The following is a 22931-nucleotide window of genomic DNA, read 5'->3' as shown; positions in this document are numbered from 1 at the left end:
ACAGAAAGCTCAGTCGAAAGACTGGGCTTTTTGTTTTATCTGTTGTTTGTCGGTGAGCGCTCTCCGGGGCAGGACAAATCCGCCGGGAGCGGATTTGAACGTTGCGGAGCAACGGCCCGGAGGGTGGCGTGCAGGACGCCCGCCATAAACTGCCAGGCATCAAACAAGTGAAGAGCCCATCCTGACGGATGGGCTTTTTGCGCTTTGAAGTAAATTTGCTTTTTTCCTGCCACGGACAACATTTCTCGCTTTTGTGCGGGACGCCTGGTATCCGAGGGTATCGCTGGCTCTTATGCGCAGAATCTCCCCATCCTGTTGATACAGATAACTTTTTATCTTTTATTGCCTGCATCATCCTTGTGAGCGCCTCTGTTTCTGTGGAGGCCGCCCCGAAAGATACCAACTAGCCGCTACGAAGAATGAAAATACATTTATGGCAGCGTTATTATTTATTGGAAAATAATCGACGATAATTTCGCTTTCTGAATGAAATAATATCCTGAGGCGTTGTTTTCTATTGATTGGCAATTGACAAAGAAATAACCATATATATAAACCTGCTTCTTAATATTTAATGTGAATTATTTTAAGAGTATTTCTGTACTAATTCTTAAGTTACTCTAATGTAAATATATTAACAAACAGGTGAGAAAGCTTCGCGACGCGGCGGGCTATGGGCATAACCGCTGGACTTTTTCAGTGAAATGTCTTAGTGTCCTTAACACTTTGTTAACTCGATCTGGTTTAAGTTAATTCAAATTTGCTAAAAACATAGGGTGCATTGCCTGTATGGAAGCTAATCCGGTAACGTCTTTTGACGAATAATGCATGTTACCGGCTGGCAATATGAGAATAGTAATGAAAATTCTGATTAACTGGCCTCCTTTGCGCCAACTGATAAATTATATCCAGGAGCGTTTTACCTTTCTGGTTTTGCTCTGCTGGCCAGCGATTATCTGGCTGGTTTGTTGGCTGCTCGTATGGCTAACGGAGAGTGTAATGACGATGCTGGGCAAGTCGGTAGACCACTCATTTACCGTGAATTTACAGCCTTTTATGACGCTAAGTACGCTGCTGCGAATCTCCGTTAGCTGGGTGCTGCTGCTATTTATCCTGTTCAGCATGGCGATGGGATTCACCTGGCTCCTGCGGCGCTTTATGAACCGTAAGAAATAGAGCCGGTACGGCGACAAGCGACGATACCGGCATGACCTCAGGCCATTTCCCCGATCGTCTTACGAAAACGCAGTAGCGCGATAGTAAAAAACACGCCACCGATAGCCAGCAGCGTCAGAAACTGCGGCCAGACGATAGAGAAATCAGCGCCTCGATAAAGAATAGCCTGCGCCAGACTAACAAAGTGGGTTGTCGGCATGGTGAGCATAATGTCCTGTACTGCCTGCGGCATACTTTCGCGAGGCGTGGAGCCGCCGGATAGCATCTGTAGTGGCAAAAGCACCAGAATCATCAGCAGCCCCAGCTGCGGCATTGAACGCGCCACCGTCCCCATAAAAATGCCGATTGAGGTGGTAGCAAACAGGCTCAGGGCTACCCCCAGCATAAATAGCGGTATTGAGCCCTCTATCGGTACCTGCAGAACCCCCTGAACCATCAGCATCAGCGAGAGTCCGGAAACCACCAGCACCACCAGCCCCATTGACCATATCTTTGCCATCATGATTTCGAACGGCGTGACCGGCATAACCAGCAGGTGCTCCACGGTACCATGTTCCCGCTCGCGTATCAGCGCCGACCCGGTCAGTACGATCGCCAGCATGGTGATATTGTTAATGATTGCCATGACGGCGCCGAAACGCTCCTGCTCCAGATTCGGGTTAAAACGCATTCTGACGGCCAGCTCAACCGGCAGCGTGCCGTTGTCCCGGTAGCGGGCGACAAAGCTGTTCACCTCGCCGGTGACAATATTCTGGATATAGCTATTGCCGGTAAACGCCAGGCTCATTCGCGTCGCGTCCACGTTAACCTGCAGCTCGGGCTGGCGTCCGGCCAGAACGTCGCGCTGAAAATCCGGCGGAATATTGATGGCGAAAGTATACCGCCCCGCATCCAGTCCGGCGTCCATCTCATCAGCTGTAATCAGCTCCGGAGGCAAAAACCAGGGCCGGTAAAAACCATTGATGATACGCGATGAAAGCTGCGACTTATCCATGTCGGCAATAGCGATGGGCGCCAGATGCAGCGAACCCGGCATGACGGTTGCGGAGGAGTAAACCGAGACGGTAAAAGCGAAGACAATTAACGTCAGCATCGCTTTATCGCCCAGCAGGCTACGGAGCTCTTTCATTCCCAAATTATAAATATTGCGTAGTCCGCGCATTATCCCTCCTGTTTTTTCAACAGCCACACGCTCAGGCCCAGCACCAGCGGAACCGCGATAAGTAGCGGAATAAAGGATCCCCACAGGTCGGTCAGATTCAGCGCTTTGGAAAACGTTCCTCGCGCAATCGTCAGAAAGTGGCTGGTTGGATAAATCTGGCCAATCCAGCGCCCAGGCCCTTCCAGCGAGGCGACGGGGTCGATCATCCCGGAAAACTGCGTCGCCGGGATAAGCGTAATGATCGCGGTGCCGAAAATCGCCGCAATCTGACTTTTCATAAAGGTTGAAATCAGCAGGCCAAGTCCGGTGGCGATAGTGACGTAGAGCAGCGCGGCCAGGGTGAGCGTCAGAAAACTCCCTTTGTGCGGTACGCCAAAGACAAAGACCGACAGTGCGCAGAGCAGAAAGAAGTTAAACATCCCCAGTACGATATACGGCACCTGTTTACCCAGCAGAAATTCGCTGCGGGTGGTTGGCGTCACGTATAAATTGATGATTGAACCAAGCTCTTTCTCGCGGACCACGCTGAGCGCGCTGAGCATCGCCGGGATCATCATCAACAGTAGCGGGATCACCGCCGGAACAATCGCCGGCAGGCTCTTCACATCCGGGTTATAGCGGTAGCGGGTCTCAATGGAAATCAGTGAAGTATCGCGATTGGGGCTAGCCTGGCGGCTGGCCATCTCCTGCAGCCAGGCCAGATGCATGGCCTGCACGTAGCCGCGCACGGTTTCCGCGCGGTTCGGCATCGCGCCGTCCACCCAGACGCCAATTTGCACCGGCGTCCCTCGGGCGATATCGCGGCCAAAGTTGGGCGGGATCTCGATAGCCACCGCCAGCTCGCCGTTGCGCATTCTTCTGTCCAGTTCACTATAGCTTTGTAGCGGTGGCTGTTCGATGAAGTAGCGCGAGCCGGCGATATTTTGCGACCATCCCTGGCTGCTGACGGTCTGGTCGCGGTCGAGCACCGCAAATCGCAGATCTTCGACGTCCATACTGATCCCGTAACCCATGATAAACATCAGGATCACCGTGCCGAGCAGCGCCAGGGTCGATCGAACCGGATCGCGGCGCAGCTCAAGCGCCTCGCGGCGACTGTAGCTAAACAGGCGCTGCAGGCTGAACGCCTGTCGCGGCACACTGCTTTCGGTTTTGTGTTCTATCGCGGGAACCGCTGTAGCCTGCGCATCTGGCGGCTGCGTCGCCTCTGCCGCCTCCTGTAGCCAGGCGATAAATGCCTCTTCAAGCGTGGCCGAACCGCGCTGTTCGACCAGTGCCTGCGGCGTATCGCTGGCCAGGACTTTTCCGGCATGCATCAGCGAAATGCGATCGCAGCGTTCCGCTTCATTCATAAAGTGGGTGGAGATAAAAATGGTCACCCTATCCTGACGGGCCAGATCGACCATTAGCTGCCAGAACATATCCCTGGCCACCGGATCGACGCCGGAGGTAGGTTCGTCAAGAATTAACATTTCCGGGCGATGAATCACCGCGACCGCCAGCGAGAGCCGCTGACGAATACCTAACGGTAGCGAAGCGGGCAGGGTATCCTCTACCTCTTCCAGCATAAAGCGCTGGCTTATTTCGGCGATCCGCCCGGGGATCTCCGCATCCGGAATGTGGAACAGGCGGGCATGCAGCTCAAGGTTTTGCCGTACGGTCAGTTCGCTATAGAGAGAGAAGGCCTGCGACATATAGCCGACGCGGCGGCGGGTTTCGATATCTCTGGGATCGACCGGTTGTCCAAACAGCCACGCCTCGCCTTCGCTGGCCGGTAGCAGTCCGGTCAGCATTTTCATGGTTGTTGATTTGCCGCAGCCGTTAGATCCGAGGAAGCCGAAAATCTCGCCGCGGGCGATGCGAAAGTTGACGTGATCAACGGCGACAAATTGACCGAAGCGGATCGTCAGCCCGCGCGCTTCAATCGCAATTTCGCTTTCATCGGCATTGCGCGGTGGGATGATCACTTCTTTATGCGCCAGGCGCTGGGCTTCGGGAAGCAGAGCGATAAACGCCTGTTCCAGCGTCTGACTTGCCGTATGCGCTTTAAGCTCATCGGCGCTGCCGGTTGCCAGAACTTCCCCCGCGTTCATGGCTACCAGCCAGTCAAAACGTTCCGCCTCCTCCATGTAAGCGGTGGCGACCAGCACGCTCATGTCCGGCTGACGCTGGCGAATGCTGTCGATCAGATCCCAAAACTGGGCTCGCGAGAGGGGATCGACGCCGGTGGTAGGTTCATCAAGAATCAGCAGCTGCGGGTCGTGAATAAGCGCGCAGCACAGGCCGAGCTTTTGCTTCATCCCGCCGGAGAGTTTTCCCGCCGGACGGTCGCGAAACGGCGCCAGGCCGGTACTCTGCAGCAACTCATTGATGCGGATGTCGCGTTCGGCTTTATCATGGCCGAACAGACGAGCAAAGAAATCGACATTTTCATAGACCGACAGGGTATGGTAGAGGTTCTTTCCTAGCCCCTGCGGCATCCAGGCGATTTTCGGGCAGACGTCCCGGCGATGGCGCACATCGCTCATATCGCCGCCGAGCACCATGACGTTACCGTGCTCAATCACTCGCGCGCCGGAGATCAACGATAGCAGGCTGGACTTGCCCACGCCGTCAGGCCCGATCAGGCCCACCATACAGCGGGCGGGAATGCTCAGCGTAATGTCCTTCAGCGCGACGGTTGCGCCAAAGTGCTGGCTGACGTTTTCCAGGCGGGCGACGGTTTTCATTGCGGCAACCTCACCTTCAGCGCTTCAGGCCACGCCTGCTGGTTATCCAGACGGACCCATGCCATACCGGGCAGGCCGGTCTTCACATACTCCAGATGCTCTGCCAGCAGCTCTGGCGGAATGCGGGCTTTCACGCGGAACATCAGCTTCAGCCGTTCATCGCTGGTTTCCACCGTTTTGGGCGTAAACTGCGCCACGCTGGCGACAAAACTGATATTGGCGGGAATCACCAGGTTCGGCGCGGCATCAAGGATAATTCGCGCTTCGCTGCCCAGCGCCAGCAGACCCGCCTGCTCGGTCGGCAGGAAGAAGGTCATATAAACGTCGGACAAGTCGACCATATTCAGCACCCGGCCTCCCGCCGCCAGTACCTCTCCTGGTTCGGCAACGCGGTACTGAATACGGCCATTGCGCGGCGCTTTCAGCTCGCTATCGTCGATGTCGGCGATAATCCGCCGTTCGGTCGCCTGGGCGGCCTCGACCCGGGTTTGCGCCTGAATGATGCTGGTTCGCGCCGCCTCAATCGCGGCCCTGGCGGCAGAGACCTGAGCTTTCGCGGATTCCAGCGCCGCCCTGGCGCTTTCTGCCGCCGCCCTGGCGCTTTCTGCCGCCGCCTGGTCGTCATCCAGTTGCTGGGCGGAGACTGCACCGCGCTGCGAGAGCGTGCTGGAGCGGACGTGGCGTTTAGCCGAGGAGTTCAGCTCCGCCTGCCGCTGCTTCACCACCGCTTCCGTGGCGCGCATTTCGCTTTGACGCTGGTCGAGCAGGGCTTTCGCGGCGGCAATCGCGCTCTCTGCTTCCTTGATTTGCGCGGCGGCCTCCAGCCGCTGTTCGTTGAGCACTCGGGTGTCCATACGCGCCAGCACATCGCCCTGACGAACAAACTGCCCCTCTTTGACCAGGATGGTATCGATACGTCCGGCGGTTTTGGTGGCAATATCGACTTCTGTGGCTTCGATTCTACCGTTACTGCTGGCAAATCCTGCCGGAACCCCCGGCGGGCGCAGCATCCACCATACCGCAGCGGCAATCACCACTGCTAAACCAATAACGTATCCAACCCAACGTCGTTTGATTTTGTCCATACGCGACTCGCTTTTTTCCATTGGCTGAGTGGTGCGCGCTTCTCCTCCGCATGGCGAAGTTTCGTCTCTTCAGGAAAGGGAGAAATCGGGGATAAGGCCAACCGGCGCAGGGTTCCAGCAGCGCTGCTAACCGGTCAGAAGGAGGTGCGATCAATGTGGTCATCATCAGCAATCCTCGCCTTAAATGAAACACGCATATTTATTGCTACCGTCAATGTCATACTAACACCCGCGATGAGTATGTCCATATACAAAGCAGGGTCTTGTCGTTGAGTTAACATAAAAACGGTCCGCAGCGCAGTGGGTCAATATTATCCATTATGCTTATTGGGTTTTATGCTCCGGATACCGGCGCAGATAATCTTTCCGCGCTTCATTAAATCATCGTACATATAAGCTATTTTTCAGTGCTAATAACCAGAGGATATTATTCCCGGGCGACTGGTGCATTTTTAATCTGGTTGCTCCTGGAGAACTGTTGTATGATCGGCGGCCCTGAAAATACACTCACGCCGGGCGAGCGCTTTATTCAATGAAAGATGAAAGCCAAAAATATATCTCAATTATTTTTAAGGAGTGGTTGCCGCTGTACGACAGCCTGACGCCGGAAGTGAGGGCGGTACTTAAAAATATTGCCGGGCAGCAGGCGGAGGCGTTAGCGACCCGTTTTTATGATTTTATTTTCCAGGATCCTGACATCGCGCGGCACCTTAGCTATGACTTAGTTCAGGAACGGCTCAGCAGCTCGCTGGCCGGATGGGTGAAAGATATCCTGATGTGCGATAAGGAAAATTTGCAGGCGCTGGCGGAGCGGCAGTATCTGATCGGCAGCATTCATTCACGCATCGGAATCCCGGCAGAGGCGGTACTTCGCGGCGCGCGCCAGCTGAAAGCCGGGCTGATTGAAAATATCCGCGATAGTCACTTCGATCGCGAGACCAGCGTCGCCGCCATCTACTACGCCATCATGGCCATTAATATGGCGGTAGAAATGATGTGCCATGCCTATACCCTGTCGCACTATCGGGCGACGAAAAATGAAGAGGCCTACCGCCTGTATAGCCTGATGGATAACGTGCCGCTGGAATATGGCAAACAGCAGGCTTCGCTCTCCGGATGGGAAAATACCGCTATTTTTAATATTGTCAGCGATAATAAAACGGATATTAACGGGGCGTTATTATCTGATTCGGAATTTGGCCTGTGGTTCCGCCATAAATGCGTGCGTTATTTTAACAAAAATCCGCAAATGCAGGAAATCGCCGATTTAATTAGCAAGGTGGATGCGCTGTTATCCGCCTGGAAATCCTCATCTGACGGTTCTGAGTATAAAAATACGCAGGCTCTGCTGCAGGGGATCCATATCCATTGCCAGCAGATCGGCAGCCAGCTGGGCGTGCTGTTTAGCAGCCTGTCGCAGATGCAAAGCGGTAAAGATACGTTGACCAGCCTGCTGAACCGCCGCTATCTGCCGGTGGTGCTTAAGCATGAAGTGACGCTGGCGATGGAATATGAACTGCCGATGACGGTGGCGATTATCGATATCGACCACTTTAAAGAGATCAATGATAGCTGGGGTCATATGGTCGGCGACCGGGCGATTAAGCACGTTGCGGAGCTGCTCAGCGATAATATTCGCTCCAGCGATTATATCTTCCGCTACGGCGGCGAAGAGTTTCTGCTGGTGCTGGTGGAGACCGGCGCTGCGGAAGCCTTTACTATCCTCGAACGGCTGCGTAAAAAAATCAGCCAGCTGGCGTTTAGCGTTGGCGCTGACAATGAGATTTCGATTACCGCCAGCATCGGCTACGCCGTCCACTCCGGTCATCCGGATTACAATCTGCTGCTGCGCGATGCCGACAGCGCGCTGTACGTCGCCAAGCGCAATGGGCGCAACTGCGTGAAGATGCATGAAGGCGACGGGAATTAATCTGCCAATCTGCCGAGCCCTTCCCGGAGGCGGCGCGCTGCGCCTGTCCGGGCTACCTGACCGCAGGCGGCTGTGAACCTATAGCCCGGGCAAGGCGCGTCAGGCGCCGCCCCCGGGAGAGACATGGCAACGGCTTTCAACGCGGAGATATTTCCACGCCTCAAAACAGCACCGGCAGCCCCAGCCCGCGTTTTACTTCATGCAGCGTCCGTTGTGTCAGTTCGTGCGCCCGTTCGCTTCCCCGGCGCAGCAGCGCCAGCAGCATGCCTTTATCCTGAATATAAGTCGCCCGACGCTCGCGTATCGGCGCCAGCAGCTCCTGTAAGCAGGTCTCCAGCGCGTTTTTGCACTGCCTGTCTCCCAGCCCTCCGCGCCGATAGTGGGCTTTCATCTCGGCAACGAAGGCCTTATCAGCATGAAAGGCGTCGAGATAAGTAAAGACCACATTGCCTTCTGTCTGACCCGGGTCGGCGACCCGCAGGTGATTCGGATCGGTATACATAGCGCTGACCGCACGATGGATCTCCTCTTCGCTGGCCGAAAGGGTGAGCGTGTTGCCCAGCGATTTCGACATTTTGGCGTTGCCATCGATGCCCGGCAGGCGGCTGACGTCGCTGAGCAGCGCTTTGCAGTGCTGTAAGATCGGCGTCGTCGTCAGGCTATTCATTTTGTGCACGATCTCGTTGGTCTGTTCAATCATCGGTAGCTGATCGTCGCCAACCGGCACCAGTTCGGCCTTAAAGGCGGTGATATCGGCGGCCTGGCTTATGGGATAGGCTAAAAATCCCACCGGCAGCGAGCGGGAAAATCCCTTCTGGGCGATTTCATTTTTCACCGTCGGATTGCGTTCAACCCGGGCGACGGTGACGATATTCATATACAGCGCGCTGAGTTCGGCCAGCGCCGGCAGAGCGGATTGCAGGCAAATGGTGGTCTTCTGCGGATCGATACCGACGGCGAGATAATCGGCCATCACCTCAAGGATATTGCTGCTGATTTTTTGTGGGTTACTGCCGTTGTCGGTCAGTCCCTGCAGGTCCGCGACGAGGATAAACTGCTGATGGTCGTGCTGGAGCAGCACGCGCTGGCGCAGGGAACCAACGTAGTGGCCGAGGTGCAGCTGGCCGGTAGGACGGTCGCCGGTCAGGATCGTTTGGCTGGTGTTCATGAGTGACTCCTTAGGATGCTATCAGGCCGAAGGGCGACACTCAGAAACAACAAAGCCGCCTTCCGGCGGCTTTGAATAGAGGAAACGTGAAATCTTGCCGCCTGTTATGCAGGCAGCCACCAACGGCGGAGGTGAGAGATGACAACGTTTCTGTTCATCTTTTTATCCTGCCACGAAAAGTGGCGCGAGTGAAAGCCCTTTTTTCATTTAGCGATAAACCGGTAGCAGGTTAAAACTGGATAAAACATGAATTATCGCGTTGGCGCCGCCGAAGCATAAAATCAGGATAATCATGGCATTGCCGCCCCAGACCCGATAGTTCGGGCTGCCGAAACGCCTGCGCGAGGCGCGCGCCAGCAGGGCGGGGACGATAGCGGCCCAGACGGTAGCGGCGAGACCGGCGAAGCCAATGGCGTAGATAAAACCGTCAGGCCACAGCAGACCGCCGGCGATCGGCGGCAGAAAGGTCACCAGCGCGGTTTTAAACCGCCCCAGCCGGCTATCGTCAAACTTAAACAGATCCGCCAGGTAATCGAACAGGCCGAGTGTTACGCCCAGGAATGAGCTGGCGACGGCGAAGTTGGAAAAGACGGTCAGCAATAAATCGAGAGTCGAACTGTTCAGCAGGCCGCTTAAGGTCTGCACCAGCACGTCGATGTTGCCGCCTTTTTCGGCGATAGCGATAAACGCCGGGCGCGGAATATTGCCCATTGTGCCGACCAGCCAGATGATATACAGCACCAGCGCCATCAGCGTGCCGAGCAGCAGGCAGCGGCGAATGATAAGCGGGTCTTTACCGTAGTACTTCATCAGGCTGGGGACGTTGCCGTGATAGCCAAAGGAGGCCAGGCAGAACGGCAGCGTCATCAGAACGTAGGGCAGATAGGACGCATTGACCTCCGCGCGGTTAAACAGAATCGCGGGCTCCACGTGCCACATCAGACCGCCAAAGGTCATAAAGAAGGTGAGAATTTTGGCGCCCAGCACGATAGTCGTCATCCGGCTTACCGCTTTCGTACTCAGCCAGACGATAAAGGCGACGATCAGCGCGAACGCCAGCCCGCCCAGGCGTGCGGGAACCGCGAGGTTCATCTGCGCAAAAGTATGCTGAATAACTGAACCGCTGGCGGAAATATAGGCGTAGGTCAGGATATATAATACAAAGGCGACGGTCAGACCGTTGATAATATTCCAGCCGTTTCCCAGTAAATCTTTCGTAATCGTGTCGAAGCTGGCGCCAATATGATAATTGAGATTGGCTTCGAGGATCATTAGCCCGGAATGCAGCATGCAAAACCAGGTAAAGATAAGCGCCAGCAGCGACCAGAAAAACCAGGCACCGGACATCACCACCGGTAAAGAAAACATGCCTGCGCCAATAATCGTGCCGCCGATAATCATCGCTCCGCCAATCAGCGATGGTGTATTAGTTGAGACCGCTTTTGAGACTGATAATGTAGCCATAAGGTGCATTCCTCACGTGGCTATATAGTAAATAACGGGCTGCGGGCAAACGGCTACCCGGCGCAACCCGAATAATTGAGCTTAAAAAGATGGAGTTAAATTAATGGCGCTCTTATTGCGAGAGCGCCCTGATAGGGTTTATTTCACCGGTTTCAGTCTGGCGACGAAGTGGCGCAGTACCGGCGGTTCATAGGTAAAGGTCAGGCCCTTAATCGTGGCGGCGCGCGCCTTAACGGCGATCAGCGCATCAGCGATATAGTCCATATGATCGTTGGTATAAACCCGACGCGGAATGGTCAGGCGCAGCAGCTCCATCGGCGACGCCTTCTGCTTACCGGTTTCCGGGTCGCGTCCCAGCAGCAGGGAGCCGATTTCCACGCTGCGAATGCCCGCTTCCAGATACAGCTCGTTGTTTAGCGCGTGCGCCGGGAACTGCTCCGGCGGAATATGCGGCAGCAGCAGCTTAGCATCGACGAACACCGCATGGCCGCCGGTCGGATACTGAATCGGAATGCCGCCTTCGCGCAGGCGTTCACCGAGGTACTCCACCTGATTGATGCGATAAGCGAGGTAATCCTCGTTGGTCCCTTCTTCCAGACCGATAGCCAGCGCCTCCATATCGCGCCCCGCCAGGCCGCCGTAGGTGACAAAGCCTTCCATCGGCACGCAGCGAATGCGCACTTCGTTGAAGAGCTCTTCGTCATCGCGGAAGCAGCACAGTCCGCCAATATTCACCATCGGGTCTTTCTTGGCGGACATGGTCAGCATATCGCCGTACTGGTACATCTCGAGAATAATCTCTTTCACCGATTTATCGGCATAGCCCTCTTCGCGCTGTTTAATAAACCAGGCGTTTTCGCAGAAGCGGGCGGAGTCGATTACCACCGGAATATTGTTCTGGCGCGCAATTTGATACACCTCGCGCATATTCGCCAGCGATACCGGCTGGCCGCCGGAACTGTTACAGGTGACGGTAGTAATAATCGCCGCCACGTTTTCCGCGCCGTGCTCGGCGATGGTCGCTTTCAGTAAATCAATATCAAAGTTGCCTTTCCAGTCGTACCACGAGGTCGTGTCGAAGGCTTTCGGCGTCACCACGTTAATGGCTTTTGCGCCGTTAAGCTCCACGTGCGCGGCGGTAGTATCGAAGTGGAAGTTGGAAATAAACACCGGATGCGCCGACTTGCGGCGAGCAATCAGGCTTGGGAACAGAATCTGCTCCGCGCCGCGCCCCTGGTGGGTGGGAATGGTATACGGATAGCCGATAATCTCTTTGACCTTTTCACACAGATGCTGATAGTTACGCGACCCGGCGTAGGCTTCGTCGCCCATCATCAGCCCGGCCCATTGATGGTCGCTCATCGCGCCGGTGCCGGAGTCGGTCAGCAGGTCGATATACACGTCCTGGCTATTGAGCAAAAACGGGTTATAGCCCGCCTCTTCCAGCGCTTTGACGCGATCGTCAAAGGTGGTCATACGAATATTTTCGACCATTTTAATGCGGAACGGCTCAGGGATACGTTTCATTTATTTTCTCCATGGGAATGCTGTGCCGCGTCTGGCTATTTGGCGACAAGTAATGGGCGCAACAAATAGCGACTAAACGCAGTGCTGAATTAATTTTTTTAGGGAGTAAACAGCAGCGGAGAATTAACGAGGGAAGTCGTTGGAGATGCGGTGATCTAAATTATACCAGTCGTCCAGGCCGCCCTGGGCGATGAGGCGATAAATCGATTTTTGCGTCATGACATCGTCCTCTGTGGTTGAAGGGATGCCATAAAAATAAGGTAATATGAGAAAATAACCACGATTAAAATCACAAAAAATTAGTTATTGATAAGTGGAGTATAAAAATTTGACGCTCGTCGTATTTTTAGCGTTATTGATTATTTGGTTAGCAGGCGATGGTTTTTTGTTTTTTTAATTGTGCCAATGACGGCTTATTTAGTAGGGGTATTTAGCGCCTTCACCGCAATAAATGAAGGCGCAGGAGTGACTTACATGCTGGAAAAGACGTTCATAATGATGCCGCCGGAGATGATCAGCACCATGGCGAGGATGGCCGGAATATCCGGTTTCTGCTTATAGAGGATCATCGAGCAAATCGTGACGCCGACGATACCAAAGCCGCACCATAACGAGTAGGCGACGCCGACCGGAATAGTGCTCATCGCGCGGGTGAGGGCGAAGTAGCACAGGCCGTAGGCGCAGACCACCAGCACCGACGGCGCCAGTTTACTGAAGCCGTTGGTCTTTTTGATCATCGACGTGCCGGTGATTTCGGAGCCGATAGACAGCGCCAGCCATAAAAATCCGAGGTTAAACATATGCGATTCCTTTTCAGTTAGTTGGCGACTTTTTTGTCCAGCGATGAAGCAGCCGAGGGTTCTGCGGGCGCTTCCTCGCTCTCTTCGCTACCCATTTTGGAAAACAGATTCATGATCACGATACCGCTGGCGATAACCGCCATGCCGATAATGGCGGCGGTATCCGGGTGCTGGCCGTAAAACGCCATTCCCAGCGTCGATACCACGAGGATGCCGGTACCGGACCAGGTGGCGTAAGCCAGACCGACGGGAATATCTTTCACCGCGCGGGACAGCGAGTAGTAGCAGGTGCAGTACAGCAGCACCAGCAGCCCGAGCAGCAGCATTTTGGTTATCCCTTCACTGCTGCCGAACATTTTGAGGGTGGAGGTGGCTGAGGTTTCGGAAACGATAACCAGCAGCATCCATAGCCAACACTTTGTTTTTGAAGACATAAGTTAAACTCCGGGTTTACTATTTAAGGTAAGGTTCTTTTTTTCTGTTTTTTAAAAAATCGATAGCGGCATCGGTTAACTGCGCTTGAGGCGCACCGGCCAGCGCCGGATTATTCACCACGTCTGTGACAGTGAGATAACGGCGCGGACCGCTCGCCGGCGCCACCGTTGCTTCGCGACCCGACGCCAGCTTCTCCAGCAATTCGTTCATGGTGCACAGCGTGACGCCGCATTCGGCCAGGCGGGAAAGCGTGGCCTGCATATGCCCGGCGTAAGCGGTATCAGGCTGCGCGCCCCGCAGCTGGTTAAGCTCGCTGGCGGGATCGCAGTGATAGCGCAGCGCCAGCACCGGCAGACCGCTCAGCAGAGCATCGTGCACGCGGCGGGCAAGGGGACTGTGCAGAGAACCATTCACCAGATCCGCCGCCAGCGGGTAGTCGAGAAATGGCAGCAGCAGCGCTTTATACGCAGCGGACGGCAGCCCATATTGCCAGTCAGCCGCCGGTAGCGTTTTACCGATACTCTGCCACTGCTCGCCGTCGTCAATGCCGCTATCCAGCGCCAGGTGCAGGCTCTCGCCGCAGCCGGCCAGCCGCTGGCGAATAGCGTGCCGGTAGCCCGCCGCGGCGGTCACCATTACCAGTACCGGCGGCCGCAGACGCTGGATAATGCGTTCAACCAGCGCTTCCATCTGTTGGTTGGTCATGGCGAGCCTCCGTTAGCCGATGAGCGCGACCTGCGCGCCGTTTTTCAAGCCGGCGGCGTTGGCCTCTTCGGTATCAATATGAAACTCCAGCGCGAAGTCTTCGCGTACCCGCACGACTACTTCATCGAAGGTCAGCTGGCGTTCACCGTTGCTGCGGACGCTAACCTTCTGACCGTTGGTGACGTTCAGCTGGCGGGCGTCCTGCGGCGACATATGGATATGCCGCCAGGCGCAGATCACCTGAGACCGCAGTTCAACGTGGCCTGCCGGGCCGATCAGCAGCGCGCTGCCCGCATTCTCCAGCTGGCCGGATTCGCGAACCGGTGCTTTGATGCCGAGGGTAAAGCAGTCGGCGCGGGAGATTTCCAGCTGCGATACCGGGCGGGTTGGGCCGAGGACGCGCACGTGGGTGAGCGAGCCCTTCGGACCGACCACAGTGACGCACTCCTGGGCGGCGAACTGTCCCGGCTGACGCAGCGGCTTAAACGGCGTCAGGACATAGCCCTTGCCAAACAACGCTTCGACGTCCTGCTGCGCCAGATGGACGTGACGGTTAGAGATGCCGACCGGGATAGCCGGCGCAACGTGGCTCAGGCGGGCGGCGATTTTTTCATGGAGCAGGGTGTCGATCATGCCTTCTTCCCTTTCCTCATCGCCGCGTTTTTATCTTCCGTCGCCGCGGGCGCGGCGGCGGGCTCAGTGGGTTCCCTTGTTTCCACAGCGGCGGGTGCGACGATTTCAGCCTCAAGCGGGGCTGCAGCGGCAGCTTCCGCACGCGGCGGATGGCCTTTGAGGGTGCTGAGGGCTTCCACGACGCTGCGTTCCGGACGAGCGATCGTCAGGGATTTCACCTGCGGGTCGATAAGCTCAGCGACGGCCACGCCGCGTTCGATGGCGGTGTGAATCGCGCTGATCTCCCCCTCAAAGCAGACGCTAACCAGCCCCGATCCGACTTTGCGGTAGCCAAAGCAGGTCACTCCTGCGCTTTTACAGGCGGCATCTACGGCCTGAACGGCGGCAACTAACCCTCGCGTTTCAATTACGCCTAAACTTTTCATTGTCGGCTCCTGTTAATGGCGGACTAAGCGAATATCAAAATCAAACTGCGTGAAGAACGTTTCCAGCCGGTCTAACTCTTCGGCGGAATATGTCGGGTCCCGGGCGATGGGGTAGGGCATATCGAGGCGCTCATATTTTTTGCGCCCGAGCTGGTGGTACGGCAGCATATCGATGCGGCGGATATTTCCGCGCTTCGCCAGCTTTTGTACATAATCAATGGCCCCGGTAATGGCATCGAACGAGTCGTTATAGCCGCGAACCAGCGGCATGCGGATAATGACGTTAGCGCCGGAATCCACCAGCCACTCCAGGTTGCGGCGAATGCCTTCGTTACCAATGCCAAATAACGCTTTATGGTGCTCGCTATTAATTTGCTTAATATCGAATAAGAAGGTGTCGGTCACCGGCGCCAGCTTTTGATAATTAGCCAGCGGCGTAGTGCCCTGCGTTTCCACGGCGGTATTGAGCATCATCTTTTTGCATTCGCTAAATAGCGCGACGGCAAAATCGGTCTGCAGGCTCATTTCTCCGCCACCAATGGTGACGCCGCCGCCGGAGGAGATATAAAAGTCGTAGTCCTGCATGATGATCTCCATCAGTTCGCTGACGGTGACATCTTTACCCATAATATCCAGCGCGTTCTGCGTGCAGATCTCTTCGCACTTGCGGCAGCCGATGCAGTCTTTATTGCGGTTGACGAAGTGCTTCATTTCGCCGTTTTCTTCCGCCCGATAATGAATTCCCGCCGGGCAGACGTTGACGCAGTCGCCGCAGTTAATGCATTTATCCTGGGAGAACATCACCTGAAACTGGCTATTCAGCCCTTCCGGGTTAGCGCACCACGGGCAGCGAATATTGCAGCCTTTGAAAAAAACCAGCGTGCGGATCCCATCGCCGTCATAGATCGAATATTTCTGAATATTGAATATTCGCCCGGTTAATTCTTGTTTTGCGCTCACATTTACCTCCAGAAATACGATCGGGACATCCGTGTCCAAAAACGTCCGTGTTTTTATCAGAACTTCTCAATTACCGTACGGCTGATAATCTCGTCCTGAACTTCTTTGCACAGCTCAACGAAGTAGGCGCTGTAGCCCGCGACGCGGACGATCAGATCGCGGTATTTTTCCGGCTCCTGCTGGGCTTTTTTCAGCACTTCGTTATCGACATAGCTGAACTGCATCTGGCCATTGCCGAGAATCGACGCGGTGCGCAGCAGGGTAATCAGGCCGTGACGACCTTCCGGGGTATCCAGCAGCCCTTTGAGGAACTTGAAGTTGTGCACCATGCCGATATTCATGGTTTCGACGTTCATCTTGCTCACCGACTTGATGATCGCCGTTGGACCCTGTTTATCCGCGCCCTGGGTTGGGCTGATGCCGTCGGAGAGCGGCATCCACGCCAGGCGACCGTTCGGCGTGGCGTTGGTCAGCTCACCGATCGGCGTGTTGTTGGAGATGGATAGTGTGCCGTGGCTCAGGGTGGAGTAGAGCATCTTGTACTTACGGCACTCGCGCTCGGTCCACTCGGTGATATCCAGTGCATACTGGTCAACGTAGTTATCATCGTTGCCGTATTTCGGCGCGTTGAGGCAGTCGCGACGCAGGCCTTCAAAGCCTTCGAAGTTCGCCAGCAGCGCGTCGCGCATCTGCTCAAGGGTGTATTTCTTATCTTCAAACACCAGCTTACGAATCGCCGCCATGGAATCGACGTAGGTCGCCAGACCGGAGAAGATCAGCCCCGGGCCGTGGTTGATCATCGCGCCGCCGGCGGCAACGTCTTTCCCTTTTTCCATGCAGCCTTCTACCAGCAGCGACATCAGCGGCTTCGGCGCCACGTCGCGGTGCACGCGCTGGCTGATGACCGTACCGATCGCCGACAGGCGTACGATATGGGCAATCTGTTTTTTCACCGCCGCGTCGAACGCTTCGAAGGTGTGCAGGTCGCGCAGGTCGCCGGTATCCAGCCCCTGATAGCTGTCAAACAGCACCATCCGACCGCGGTTTAAAACGAACTCAATGGCGATGGGCCACTGGGTGTAGCCGGTGGAGGTCCACTGGTAGATGCGCCCGGATTTCTGCGGTTCGACGCAGCCCATCAGGCAGTAATCGCGGGCGTCTTCGAAATCGAAGCCTTTTCGCAGCATCATCTTGATATGGGAGTCGTCGAAGTGGCAGGCCGGGAAGCCCATCCCCGCTTTGACGACGTCGACGATTTTTTCCATATACTTCTGCGGCGACTGGTTGTGAATACGGCAGGCCAGCGACGGCTGGTAAACCTTCACGAAGCGCACGGCGTCCATGATCAAATAAGTCAGGTCGTTACAGGCATCGCCGCCGGAGCGCTTCTGACCGCCGACGGTCAGGTTGATAAACGGCTGATAGCCGGCGAAATATTTCGCCCCAAGCTCGCTGGACATCCACATCAGCTCGGCGCATTTGATGATAAACGCCTGCAGCAGCTCCAGAGCGGTGTCGTGAGTCAGGCGGCCTTCGCGGATATCGGCTTCAAACATCGGGTAGCAGTACTGGTCTACGCGACCCAGGGACAGCCCGGTCTGGTTCTCTTCAATTTCAAACAGCGATTCCACGGTCCAGATGCTCTGCAGCGCCTCCTGCAGCGTTTTCGGCGGGTTCGCCGGCACGTTCTGGTTCACCTCAGCGATGGTCAGCAGCTCGGCGCGGCGCTGGGCGTTCTGTTCAACGGCGGCCAGTTCGCGGGCGCGGGCGGCGATGCGGTGTGCGTAGTTAATCACCCCTTCGCAGGTTTCAATGGCCGCCTTGTAGTAGTAAATACGGTCGATATCTTCCGGGTTTTCCATGCTCAGGCTGGCAAGATGCGCCTCGGCGTCGGCTTTAATGCCGTTCATCCCTTTGGTAAACAGCAGCACATCGTAGCCCGGGCAGGTGTCGCCGCCGCCGTTGATCTGGTGGTAGGAGAGGTCGCTGACGAAGGTTTCGCCGCTGAATGCCCATACGCCCGCTTCGCGGTACTGGGCTTCGCAGATTTCGTCCAGCGAGCGGCCTTCCCAGAACGGTACGATCTCTTCGCGGATGGTTTTCTTATCTGCTTCGCTGATCTCAAACGGATCCTGCGGACGGGTGCTCATGGTATCGAGTTCATCGCGCACCCAGCGCCAGGCGATATCCGGCGAGAAGGCGCCCGCGCGCGGCTTGCCGCATGGATGACCGACGATCAGCTCATCATCCTGAATCAGAATCGGCGCGGTTTCGCAGGCGTGGCGGAAGGCTTTGGCGCGCAGCAGAATTGTCGGCATGCCGGGGTTGGCTTTGACCACTTCGGTAAAGGCCAGCGCGCGATAGATAGAGACGCTCGGGCGCACGGTCAGGTAGTGGTTGCGCAGGCGCTGCATGCGCGGAGTCAGCCCTTCTGCTGCCGGCGTATCGCCGGCGGCGGCAAACGGGGCGGCGGAAACGTGTTGTACTCCCTTGAACAGACGCACCGGCAGATTCAGGGCGCTCAGGTTTTGCTGCGCGCTGAGGAACATGTCGGAGAGTTCGTTGATGCGCGCATTCTCAAGGCTTGCGCCGTGCAGCATGGCGTCAAACATCGGATAACCGTCGATCGCGCAGGCGGCGCGCACTTCGCACAGTCCCGCCAGCTTGAACCACAGCGATTCGACGATTTCATACGCCTGCTGCGGGGAGAGCGCGCCGTTGTTGATATCGTGCTGGTAGTAAGGCAGCAGGGCTTTGTCGGCGCCTTCCGGGTTGACGGCGTAGCTGCCGTTATCCAGCTGGAGCGCCAGCTGGAACAGATAAAAGGCCTGGCACGCCTCTTTGAAGCTGCGCGCCGGATGCGCCGGAACATGGTGCAGAATGGCGGCGCTGTCCAGCAGTTCCGCCCGGCGGTAAGCGTTGGTTTCCGCGGCGGCCAGCTGTTCCGCGCTGTTGGCCAGGTTTTGCGCCAGCGCCAGCAGGGCATCGCAGGCGTAGATGGCCGCACGGCAGCCGTTGACTTCGTCCATGCCGCTGCGGCTGACGGCGCTGCCCAGCGCGCGGGTTTTCTCTTCCAGCTGATGTTTTATCGCCAGTACGCCTTTTTCGACCACCAGCTTGTAATCCGGGGAGTCGAGATCGCTATTCAGATTGAGAAACTGGAACGCGGACGGGCGACGGGCGGCGCTCTCGTCGTGGAAAATCGCCCCGTGCGGTTTGCGGGTCTGGTTGCCGACGATCAGCTCGTCGGCGCTGATGCACAGCGGCAGCTGGCGCATCAGTTCATAGAAACGGCGCGCCGGTTTGACGGCGGCGGGAACCCCGGCGATATCGCCATCAAGGGCGTTGAGCGTGGTGGCATGTTCGGTGCACAGGGTGCTTTTTTGTGAGAGTAAACGTTCTGCCAACACTTTGACGCGCGGCGTTAAGCTGTAGTGTGCCATGGGTAAGGTTCTCCAAATCTTGTTATCAGTGGCCCTGAACGGCGTTGCCGGTCCATGCCCGGCGATAGAGTTCGGTCAGTGCGTGAGCATCCGGCGCGCGTGGGTTCGTCGGGGTACAGCTGTCGCGTAACGCCTGGCCGACCATCTCCGCCAGCCGTTGTTCAAACTCGTCTGCAAGGACGCTGGTATCGCGGATGCCGGCCGGCATGCTCATTTCGTCTTTAAGCGCCTGAATGGCGACCAGCAGACTGGCGACGCCCTGGCGGGTAGTGGCCGCAGGCAGATCCAGCAGATGGGCTAATCGGGCATATTTGCGGGCGGCATCGGTATCGCACAGCCCGTGATAATCGGCGTTCCAGGCCACCACGTCCGCCATCAGCAGGGCGTTGGCGCGACCGTGGGGGACGCGAAACACGCCGCCGAGCGCGTGGGCAAGGCTGTGGGTAATGCCCAACGAGGCGTTGGTGAAGGCCATGCCCGCCATGCAGGAAGCGTTGTGCATCTTTTCCCGCGCCAGCAGGTCGGCACCGTTGCGCCAGCAGGTCGGCAGAAAGCGAAATACCTGCTGCACCACTTTCTCCGCCAGCGCATCGGAAAAGTCGCTGGCGGCGAGGGAGACATAGGCTTCCAGCGCGTGACACAGCACGTCCATACCGGTATCGGCGGTGATCGCCGGCGGCACCGAGGCCACCAGCGCCGGGTCAAGAATGGCGATATCCGGCAGCAGCGACGGGTCCACCAGTACCAGCTTCTCGGCGTGTGCTTTTACCACTGAAAAGGCGGTGACTTCAGAGCCGGTGCCGCTGGTGGTGGGGATCGCCACAAAGCAGGGCGGCTCGCGGTGAGCGTCCGGACGGGTTTGCGCCAGGGCGAAAATAACCGCTTTGGCTGCATCAATCACCGAACCGCCGCCCAGCGCGATAACCAGATCCGGATAGCGGGTATCCATCCGCTTCATACCGCGCACTACGGTGGCGATATCCGGGTCGGCCACCACGTCGTCCCAGACCTGGAAAGCGATGCCGCGCGCATGGAGGATCTGCGTGACGCGATCGGCGAGGCCAAACTTAACCATCGCCTGGTCGGTGACCAGCAGCACGTTGCGGGCGGGCAGCTCGTTCAGGATGGCAAGCGCATCCTGACCAAAGCGAATCCGGGGTTTCAGCAAAAATTCACTCATTGGGTTATTGACTCCTTAAGCGTCCCGAAACACGTTCTCGACAATGGCGACCACCGACATGGCCTTGTGGTGCTCTTTGTTGAGCGCCAGGTACTCTTCGGCCAGCACGATGTCGTGCATACCGGCGCCGACGCTATCAACGGCAACCCAGGTCTGGTCTTTCATCGGCTGCTGGTCATCATCCAATTTGACGATCAGCAGCAGGTTGCTGCCCCGTAGCTCATCGCACTTCTGCGTGGCGACGACATGTCCGACTACCTTTGCGAGAATCATTGTTTTTATCGCCTTATATCAATGTGTTACTTACCGAGGCGTTCCAGCACCTGGCGGATGACGCGTTCCACGTTTTGCTCATTAATCTCGCTTTCCGCGCCGACGGCGGCGGCAGCCGCAAAGCGATCGTCGGCGCTGGCCGGATGGGCTGCGGTGGCGGCGGTCGCTGGGGCGTTAAAACGTTCATCGTCGAAGATGCTGCGGTTCGGGCCGGACGCCGGGCTGACGATGGTCGGCTGCGGTTCCGGGCGGCTACCCGGCGCGCGCAGTTCATCGATGGAGCGAACGCCGTAGCCCACTTTGCGGATGTTGAGCAGGTTCATCGGTCCGACGTTATCTGAGCTGGAGCCGCCGCCGACTGCGCCGCAGCCGAGGGTCAGGGCCGGAGTGATATTGGTGGTCGCGCCGATGCCACCCAGCGCCGCCGGGGTGTTGATCAGAATGCGGTTAACCGGTTTTTCCAGGCAGAACTGGCGGATGACGTCCTGATTGCGGGTGTGGATCACCAGCGTGTGGCCGAGGCCTTCGTTGGTCAACAGTTCCACGACGCGGTGACAGGCGGCTTTCCAGTCCTCTTCGACGTACAAGCCGAGTACCGGGCACAGCTTTTCCCGCGAGTAGGGGTTGGTATGCGATACCGTGGTCTGCTCGGCAATCAGCACTCGGGTGCTGGCCGGGACGCAGAAACCGGCCATCTGGCTCAGATAGAGCGCGGTTTTACCCACCACTTTAGGGTTGATGGTGCCGTTGGGACGCAGCAGCAGGGCCGCCATTTTCGCCGCTTCGTTTTCGTTCATGAAGTACGCGCCCTGAGCTTCCAGTTCGCGATGCACTTCGTCGTAGATGCAGCGTTCGACGATAATCGACTGCTCGGAGGCGCAGATCACGCCGTTATCGAAGGTTTTACTGGTGATGATATCTTTCACTGCGTGGGGGATATCGGCGCTGCGTTCGATAAACGCCGGGCCGTTACCCGGACCGCCGCTAATGGTCGGCGTGCCGGACGCGTAGGCGGCGCGCACCATGCCTTCGCCGCCGGTCGCCAGGATCAGCGACACGTCTTTGCTGTGCATCAGCTCTGAGGTGGCTTCGAGGGTCAGTTGGCTAATGGCGTCGACGCTACCGGCAGGCGCCCCTGCCGCTTCCGCCGCGCGCTTCACGATTTCAATCGCTTTCCAGCTGCACTGGCGGGCGCCGGGATGCGGGGAGAAGATAATCGCGTTGCCGGCCTTCAGGGCAATCAGCGTTTTGTAGATGACCGTGGAGGTCGGGTTGGTCGACGGTACCAGCGCACAAATCACCCCCAGCGGCACGCCCACGTCCATCACTTTTTGTAGCGGATCGTCATGAATGATGCCGACGGTCTTCATATCTTTGATGGCGTCGTAGACGCGCAGCGAGGCGAAGCGGTTCTTCAGCACTTTGTCCTGCCAGTTGCCAAAACCGGTTTCTTCCGCGGCCATTTTCGCCAGCGCTTCGGCATGATGCGCCGCTTCCTGGGCCACGTTTTTCACGATGGCGTCGATTTGCTGCTGCGAAAAGGTGGCCAGAATCGCCTGCGCCTTTTTGGCATTGCGCACCAGTTCCCGGGCGTTCTGCCGGGACTGCAAATCGTTATCCAGTTCAATCATGAGTCTATCCTTCATCAGACTAAAAGAGTGGAGACGGGGCGCGCCCTGTCAGGTCATGCTTTGTGCTGCGCCGCGATTTTTTCGATGTCGTTATGCGGACGCGCGATGACGCGAGAGGTGACGACTTCGCCGATGCGTTTTGCCGCTTCCACGCCGGAATCTACCGCGGCATTCACCGCGCCGACGTCGCCCTTCACCATCGCGG

20 protein-coding genes are annotated in these 22931 nt (G+C 56.9%); 2 read left to right on the top strand and 18 right to left on the bottom strand.

The features are described from left to right. Nucleotides 1–858: 858 nt before the first annotated feature. The gene (locus HMPREF3178_RS24665) at nucleotides 859–1176 is read left to right on the top strand and encodes a hypothetical protein (RefSeq protein ID WP_004108706.1); all 318 of its coding nucleotides are present in this window, start codon (nucleotides 859–861) and stop codon (nucleotides 1174–1176) included. Nucleotides 1177–1213: 37 nt separating this feature from the next. Here HMPREF3178_RS24665 and HMPREF3178_RS24660 read toward each other — a convergent pair whose 3' ends face one another. Genes HMPREF3178_RS24660 through HMPREF3178_RS24650 form a run of 3 tightly spaced genes read right to left on the bottom strand, consistent with a single transcriptional unit; the run spans nucleotide 1214 to nucleotide 6152 of the window. After that, nucleotides 1214–2338, bottom strand: coding sequence for an ABC transporter permease (locus HMPREF3178_RS24660; protein ID WP_070585537.1), 1125 nt, complete (start codon nucleotides 2336–2338; stop codon nucleotides 1214–1216). Then, nucleotides 2338–5067 carry a ribosome-associated ATPase/putative transporter RbbA gene (gene rbbA / locus HMPREF3178_RS24655; protein WP_032744813.1) on the bottom strand — a complete coding sequence of 910 codons (2730 nt, stop codon included), beginning with the start codon at nucleotides 5065–5067 and terminating at the stop codon, nucleotides 2338–2340. Before rbbA ends, HMPREF3178_RS24660 begins: the two co-directional genes overlap by 1 nt. Beyond that, nucleotides 5064–6152 (bottom strand): HlyD family secretion protein, encoded by a 1089-nt coding sequence (locus HMPREF3178_RS24650; RefSeq protein WP_070585539.1) that lies wholly within the window; start codon nucleotides 6150–6152, stop codon nucleotides 5064–5066. Before HMPREF3178_RS24650 ends, rbbA begins: the two co-directional genes overlap by 4 nt. Before the next feature lie 532 nt (nucleotides 6153–6684). Here HMPREF3178_RS24650 and HMPREF3178_RS24645 point away from each other — a divergent pair. Further along, nucleotides 6685–8082, top strand: coding sequence for a diguanylate cyclase (locus HMPREF3178_RS24645; protein WP_004108697.1), 1398 nt, complete (start codon nucleotides 6685–6687; stop codon nucleotides 8080–8082). A gap of 160 nt (nucleotides 8083–8242) precedes the next feature. Here the strand turns inward: HMPREF3178_RS24645 and trpS are convergent, their stop codons facing one another. The 15 genes from trpS to HMPREF3178_RS31945 form a co-directional block, all read right to left on the bottom strand. Next, the gene (gene trpS, locus HMPREF3178_RS24640; protein ID WP_004108695.1) at nucleotides 8243–9250 is read right to left on the bottom strand and encodes a tryptophan--tRNA ligase; all 1008 of its coding nucleotides are present in this window, start codon (nucleotides 9248–9250) and stop codon (nucleotides 8243–8245) included. Nucleotides 9251–9457: 207 nt separating this feature from the next. Next, nucleotides 9458–10714, bottom strand: a complete 1257-nt coding sequence (gene mtr / locus HMPREF3178_RS24635; protein WP_004108693.1) for a tryptophan permease — start codon at nucleotides 10712–10714, stop codon at nucleotides 9458–9460. Between the two features lie 138 nt (nucleotides 10715–10852). Continuing rightward, nucleotides 10853–12241: a tryptophanase gene (gene tnaA, locus HMPREF3178_RS24630; protein ID WP_004108691.1), complete on the bottom strand. Its 1389-nt coding sequence runs from the start codon at nucleotides 12239–12241 to the stop codon at nucleotides 10853–10855. A gap of 123 nt (nucleotides 12242–12364) precedes the next feature. Beyond that, a complete protein-coding gene (gene tnaC, locus HMPREF3178_RS24625) occupies nucleotides 12365–12460 on the bottom strand; it encodes a tryptophanase leader peptide (protein ID WP_004098218.1) in 96 nt (31 codons plus the stop codon). A 251-nt stretch (nucleotides 12461–12711) separates the two neighbouring features. Continuing rightward, nucleotides 12712–13041 (bottom strand): DMT family transporter, encoded by a 330-nt coding sequence (locus HMPREF3178_RS24620; protein WP_004108688.1) that lies wholly within the window; start codon nucleotides 13039–13041, stop codon nucleotides 12712–12714. A gap of 17 nt (nucleotides 13042–13058) precedes the next feature. Further along, entirely contained in the window at nucleotides 13059–13475 is a 417-nt protein-coding gene (locus HMPREF3178_RS24615; RefSeq protein ID WP_004110265.1) for a DMT family transporter, read from the bottom strand. Between the two features lie 19 nt (nucleotides 13476–13494). Beyond that, the gene (locus HMPREF3178_RS24610; protein ID WP_023320270.1) at nucleotides 13495–14181 is read right to left on the bottom strand and encodes a hypothetical protein; all 687 of its coding nucleotides are present in this window, start codon (nucleotides 14179–14181) and stop codon (nucleotides 13495–13497) included. A gap of 12 nt (nucleotides 14182–14193) precedes the next feature. Continuing rightward, nucleotides 14194–14814: a phosphate propanoyltransferase gene (locus HMPREF3178_RS24605; protein WP_004108682.1), complete on the bottom strand. Its 621-nt coding sequence runs from the start codon at nucleotides 14812–14814 to the stop codon at nucleotides 14194–14196. Next, on the bottom strand, nucleotides 14811–15239 hold the full coding sequence (locus tag HMPREF3178_RS24600; protein ID WP_016807793.1) for a BMC domain-containing protein: 429 nt from the start codon (nucleotides 15237–15239) through the stop codon (nucleotides 14811–14813). The genes HMPREF3178_RS24605 and HMPREF3178_RS24600 overlap by 4 nt, the downstream gene beginning before the upstream one ends. Before the next feature lie 12 nt (nucleotides 15240–15251). Next, nucleotides 15252–16199 (bottom strand): choline TMA-lyase-activating enzyme, encoded by a 948-nt coding sequence (cutD, locus tag HMPREF3178_RS24595; protein ID WP_016807794.1) that lies wholly within the window; start codon nucleotides 16197–16199, stop codon nucleotides 15252–15254. A gap of 56 nt (nucleotides 16200–16255) precedes the next feature. Then, nucleotides 16256–19642, bottom strand: a complete 3387-nt coding sequence (gene cutC / locus HMPREF3178_RS24590) for a choline trimethylamine-lyase (RefSeq protein WP_017145066.1) — start codon at nucleotides 19640–19642, stop codon at nucleotides 16256–16258. A gap of 25 nt (nucleotides 19643–19667) precedes the next feature. Continuing rightward, nucleotides 19668–20822 carry a 1-propanol dehydrogenase PduQ gene (locus HMPREF3178_RS24585; protein ID WP_017145065.1) on the bottom strand — a complete coding sequence of 385 codons (1155 nt, stop codon included), beginning with the start codon at nucleotides 20820–20822 and terminating at the stop codon, nucleotides 19668–19670. A 15-nt stretch (nucleotides 20823–20837) separates the two neighbouring features. Further along, the gene (locus HMPREF3178_RS24580; protein ID WP_017145064.1) at nucleotides 20838–21095 is read right to left on the bottom strand and encodes a EutN/CcmL family microcompartment protein; all 258 of its coding nucleotides are present in this window, start codon (nucleotides 21093–21095) and stop codon (nucleotides 20838–20840) included. A 26-nt stretch (nucleotides 21096–21121) separates the two neighbouring features. After that, nucleotides 21122–22726 carry an acetaldehyde dehydrogenase (acetylating) gene (locus tag HMPREF3178_RS24575; RefSeq protein ID WP_017145063.1) on the bottom strand — a complete coding sequence of 535 codons (1605 nt, stop codon included), beginning with the start codon at nucleotides 22724–22726 and terminating at the stop codon, nucleotides 21122–21124. 53 nt (nucleotides 22727–22779) lie between these two features. After that, nucleotides 22780–22931, bottom strand: a 152-nt coding sequence (locus HMPREF3178_RS31945; protein ID WP_042006879.1) for a BMC domain-containing protein, incomplete at its 5' end; no start/stop codon positions are given.

This window comes from Klebsiella sp. HMSC09D12, assembly GCF_001808475.1.
Taxonomy (GTDB): domain Bacteria; phylum Pseudomonadota; class Gammaproteobacteria; order Enterobacterales; family Enterobacteriaceae; genus Klebsiella; species Klebsiella oxytoca.
The sequence above is the reverse complement of the archived record's forward strand: the minus strand, read 5'-3'. Positions and strand labels throughout refer to the sequence as shown.

Excerpts from the sequence above, each read along its gene's own strand:
- HMPREF3178_RS24665 (WP_004108706.1), top strand. The coding sequence starts at position 859 with ATGAAAATTCTGATTAACTGGCCTCCTTTGCGCCAACTGATAAATTAT.
- HMPREF3178_RS24660 (WP_070585537.1), bottom strand. The coding sequence starts at position 2,338 with ATGCGCGGACTACGCAATATTTATAATTTGGGAATGAAAGAGCTCCGT.
- rbbA (WP_032744813.1), bottom strand. The coding sequence starts at position 5,067 with ATGAAAACCGTCGCCCGCCTGGAAAACGTCAGCCAGCACTTTGGCGCA.
- HMPREF3178_RS24650 (WP_070585539.1), bottom strand. The coding sequence starts at position 6,152 with ATGGACAAAATCAAACGACGTTGGGTTGGATACGTTATTGGTTTAGCA.
- HMPREF3178_RS24645 (WP_004108697.1), top strand. The coding sequence starts at position 6,685 with ATGAAAGATGAAAGCCAAAAATATATCTCAATTATTTTTAAGGAGTGG.
- trpS (WP_004108695.1), bottom strand. The coding sequence starts at position 9,250 with ATGAACACCAGCCAAACGATCCTGACCGGCGACCGTCCTACCGGCCAG.
- mtr (WP_004108693.1), bottom strand. The coding sequence starts at position 10,714 with ATGGCTACATTATCAGTCTCAAAAGCGGTCTCAACTAATACACCATCG.
- tnaA (WP_004108691.1), bottom strand. The coding sequence starts at position 12,241 with ATGAAACGTATCCCTGAGCCGTTCCGCATTAAAATGGTCGAAAATATT.
- tnaC (WP_004098218.1), bottom strand. The coding sequence starts at position 12,460 with ATGACGCAAAAATCGATTTATCGCCTCATCGCCCAGGGCGGCCTGGAC.
- HMPREF3178_RS24620 (WP_004108688.1), bottom strand. The coding sequence starts at position 13,041 with ATGTTTAACCTCGGATTTTTATGGCTGGCGCTGTCTATCGGCTCCGAA.
- HMPREF3178_RS24615 (WP_004110265.1), bottom strand. The coding sequence starts at position 13,475 with ATGTCTTCAAAAACAAAGTGTTGGCTATGGATGCTGCTGGTTATCGTT.
- HMPREF3178_RS24610 (WP_023320270.1), bottom strand. The coding sequence starts at position 14,181 with ATGACCAACCAACAGATGGAAGCGCTGGTTGAACGCATTATCCAGCGT.
- HMPREF3178_RS24605 (WP_004108682.1), bottom strand. The coding sequence starts at position 14,814 with ATGATCGACACCCTGCTCCATGAAAAAATCGCCGCCCGCCTGAGCCAC.
- HMPREF3178_RS24600 (WP_016807793.1), bottom strand. The coding sequence starts at position 15,239 with ATGAAAAGTTTAGGCGTAATTGAAACGCGAGGGTTAGTTGCCGCCGTT.
- cutC (WP_017145066.1), bottom strand. The coding sequence starts at position 19,642 with ATGGCACACTACAGCTTAACGCCGCGCGTCAAAGTGTTGGCAGAACGT.
- HMPREF3178_RS24585 (WP_017145065.1), bottom strand. The coding sequence starts at position 20,822 with ATGAGTGAATTTTTGCTGAAACCCCGGATTCGCTTTGGTCAGGATGCG.
- HMPREF3178_RS24580 (WP_017145064.1), bottom strand. The coding sequence starts at position 21,095 with ATGATTCTCGCAAAGGTAGTCGGACATGTCGTCGCCACGCAGAAGTGC.
- HMPREF3178_RS24575 (WP_017145063.1), bottom strand. The coding sequence starts at position 22,726 with ATGATTGAACTGGATAACGATTTGCAGTCCCGGCAGAACGCCCGGGAA.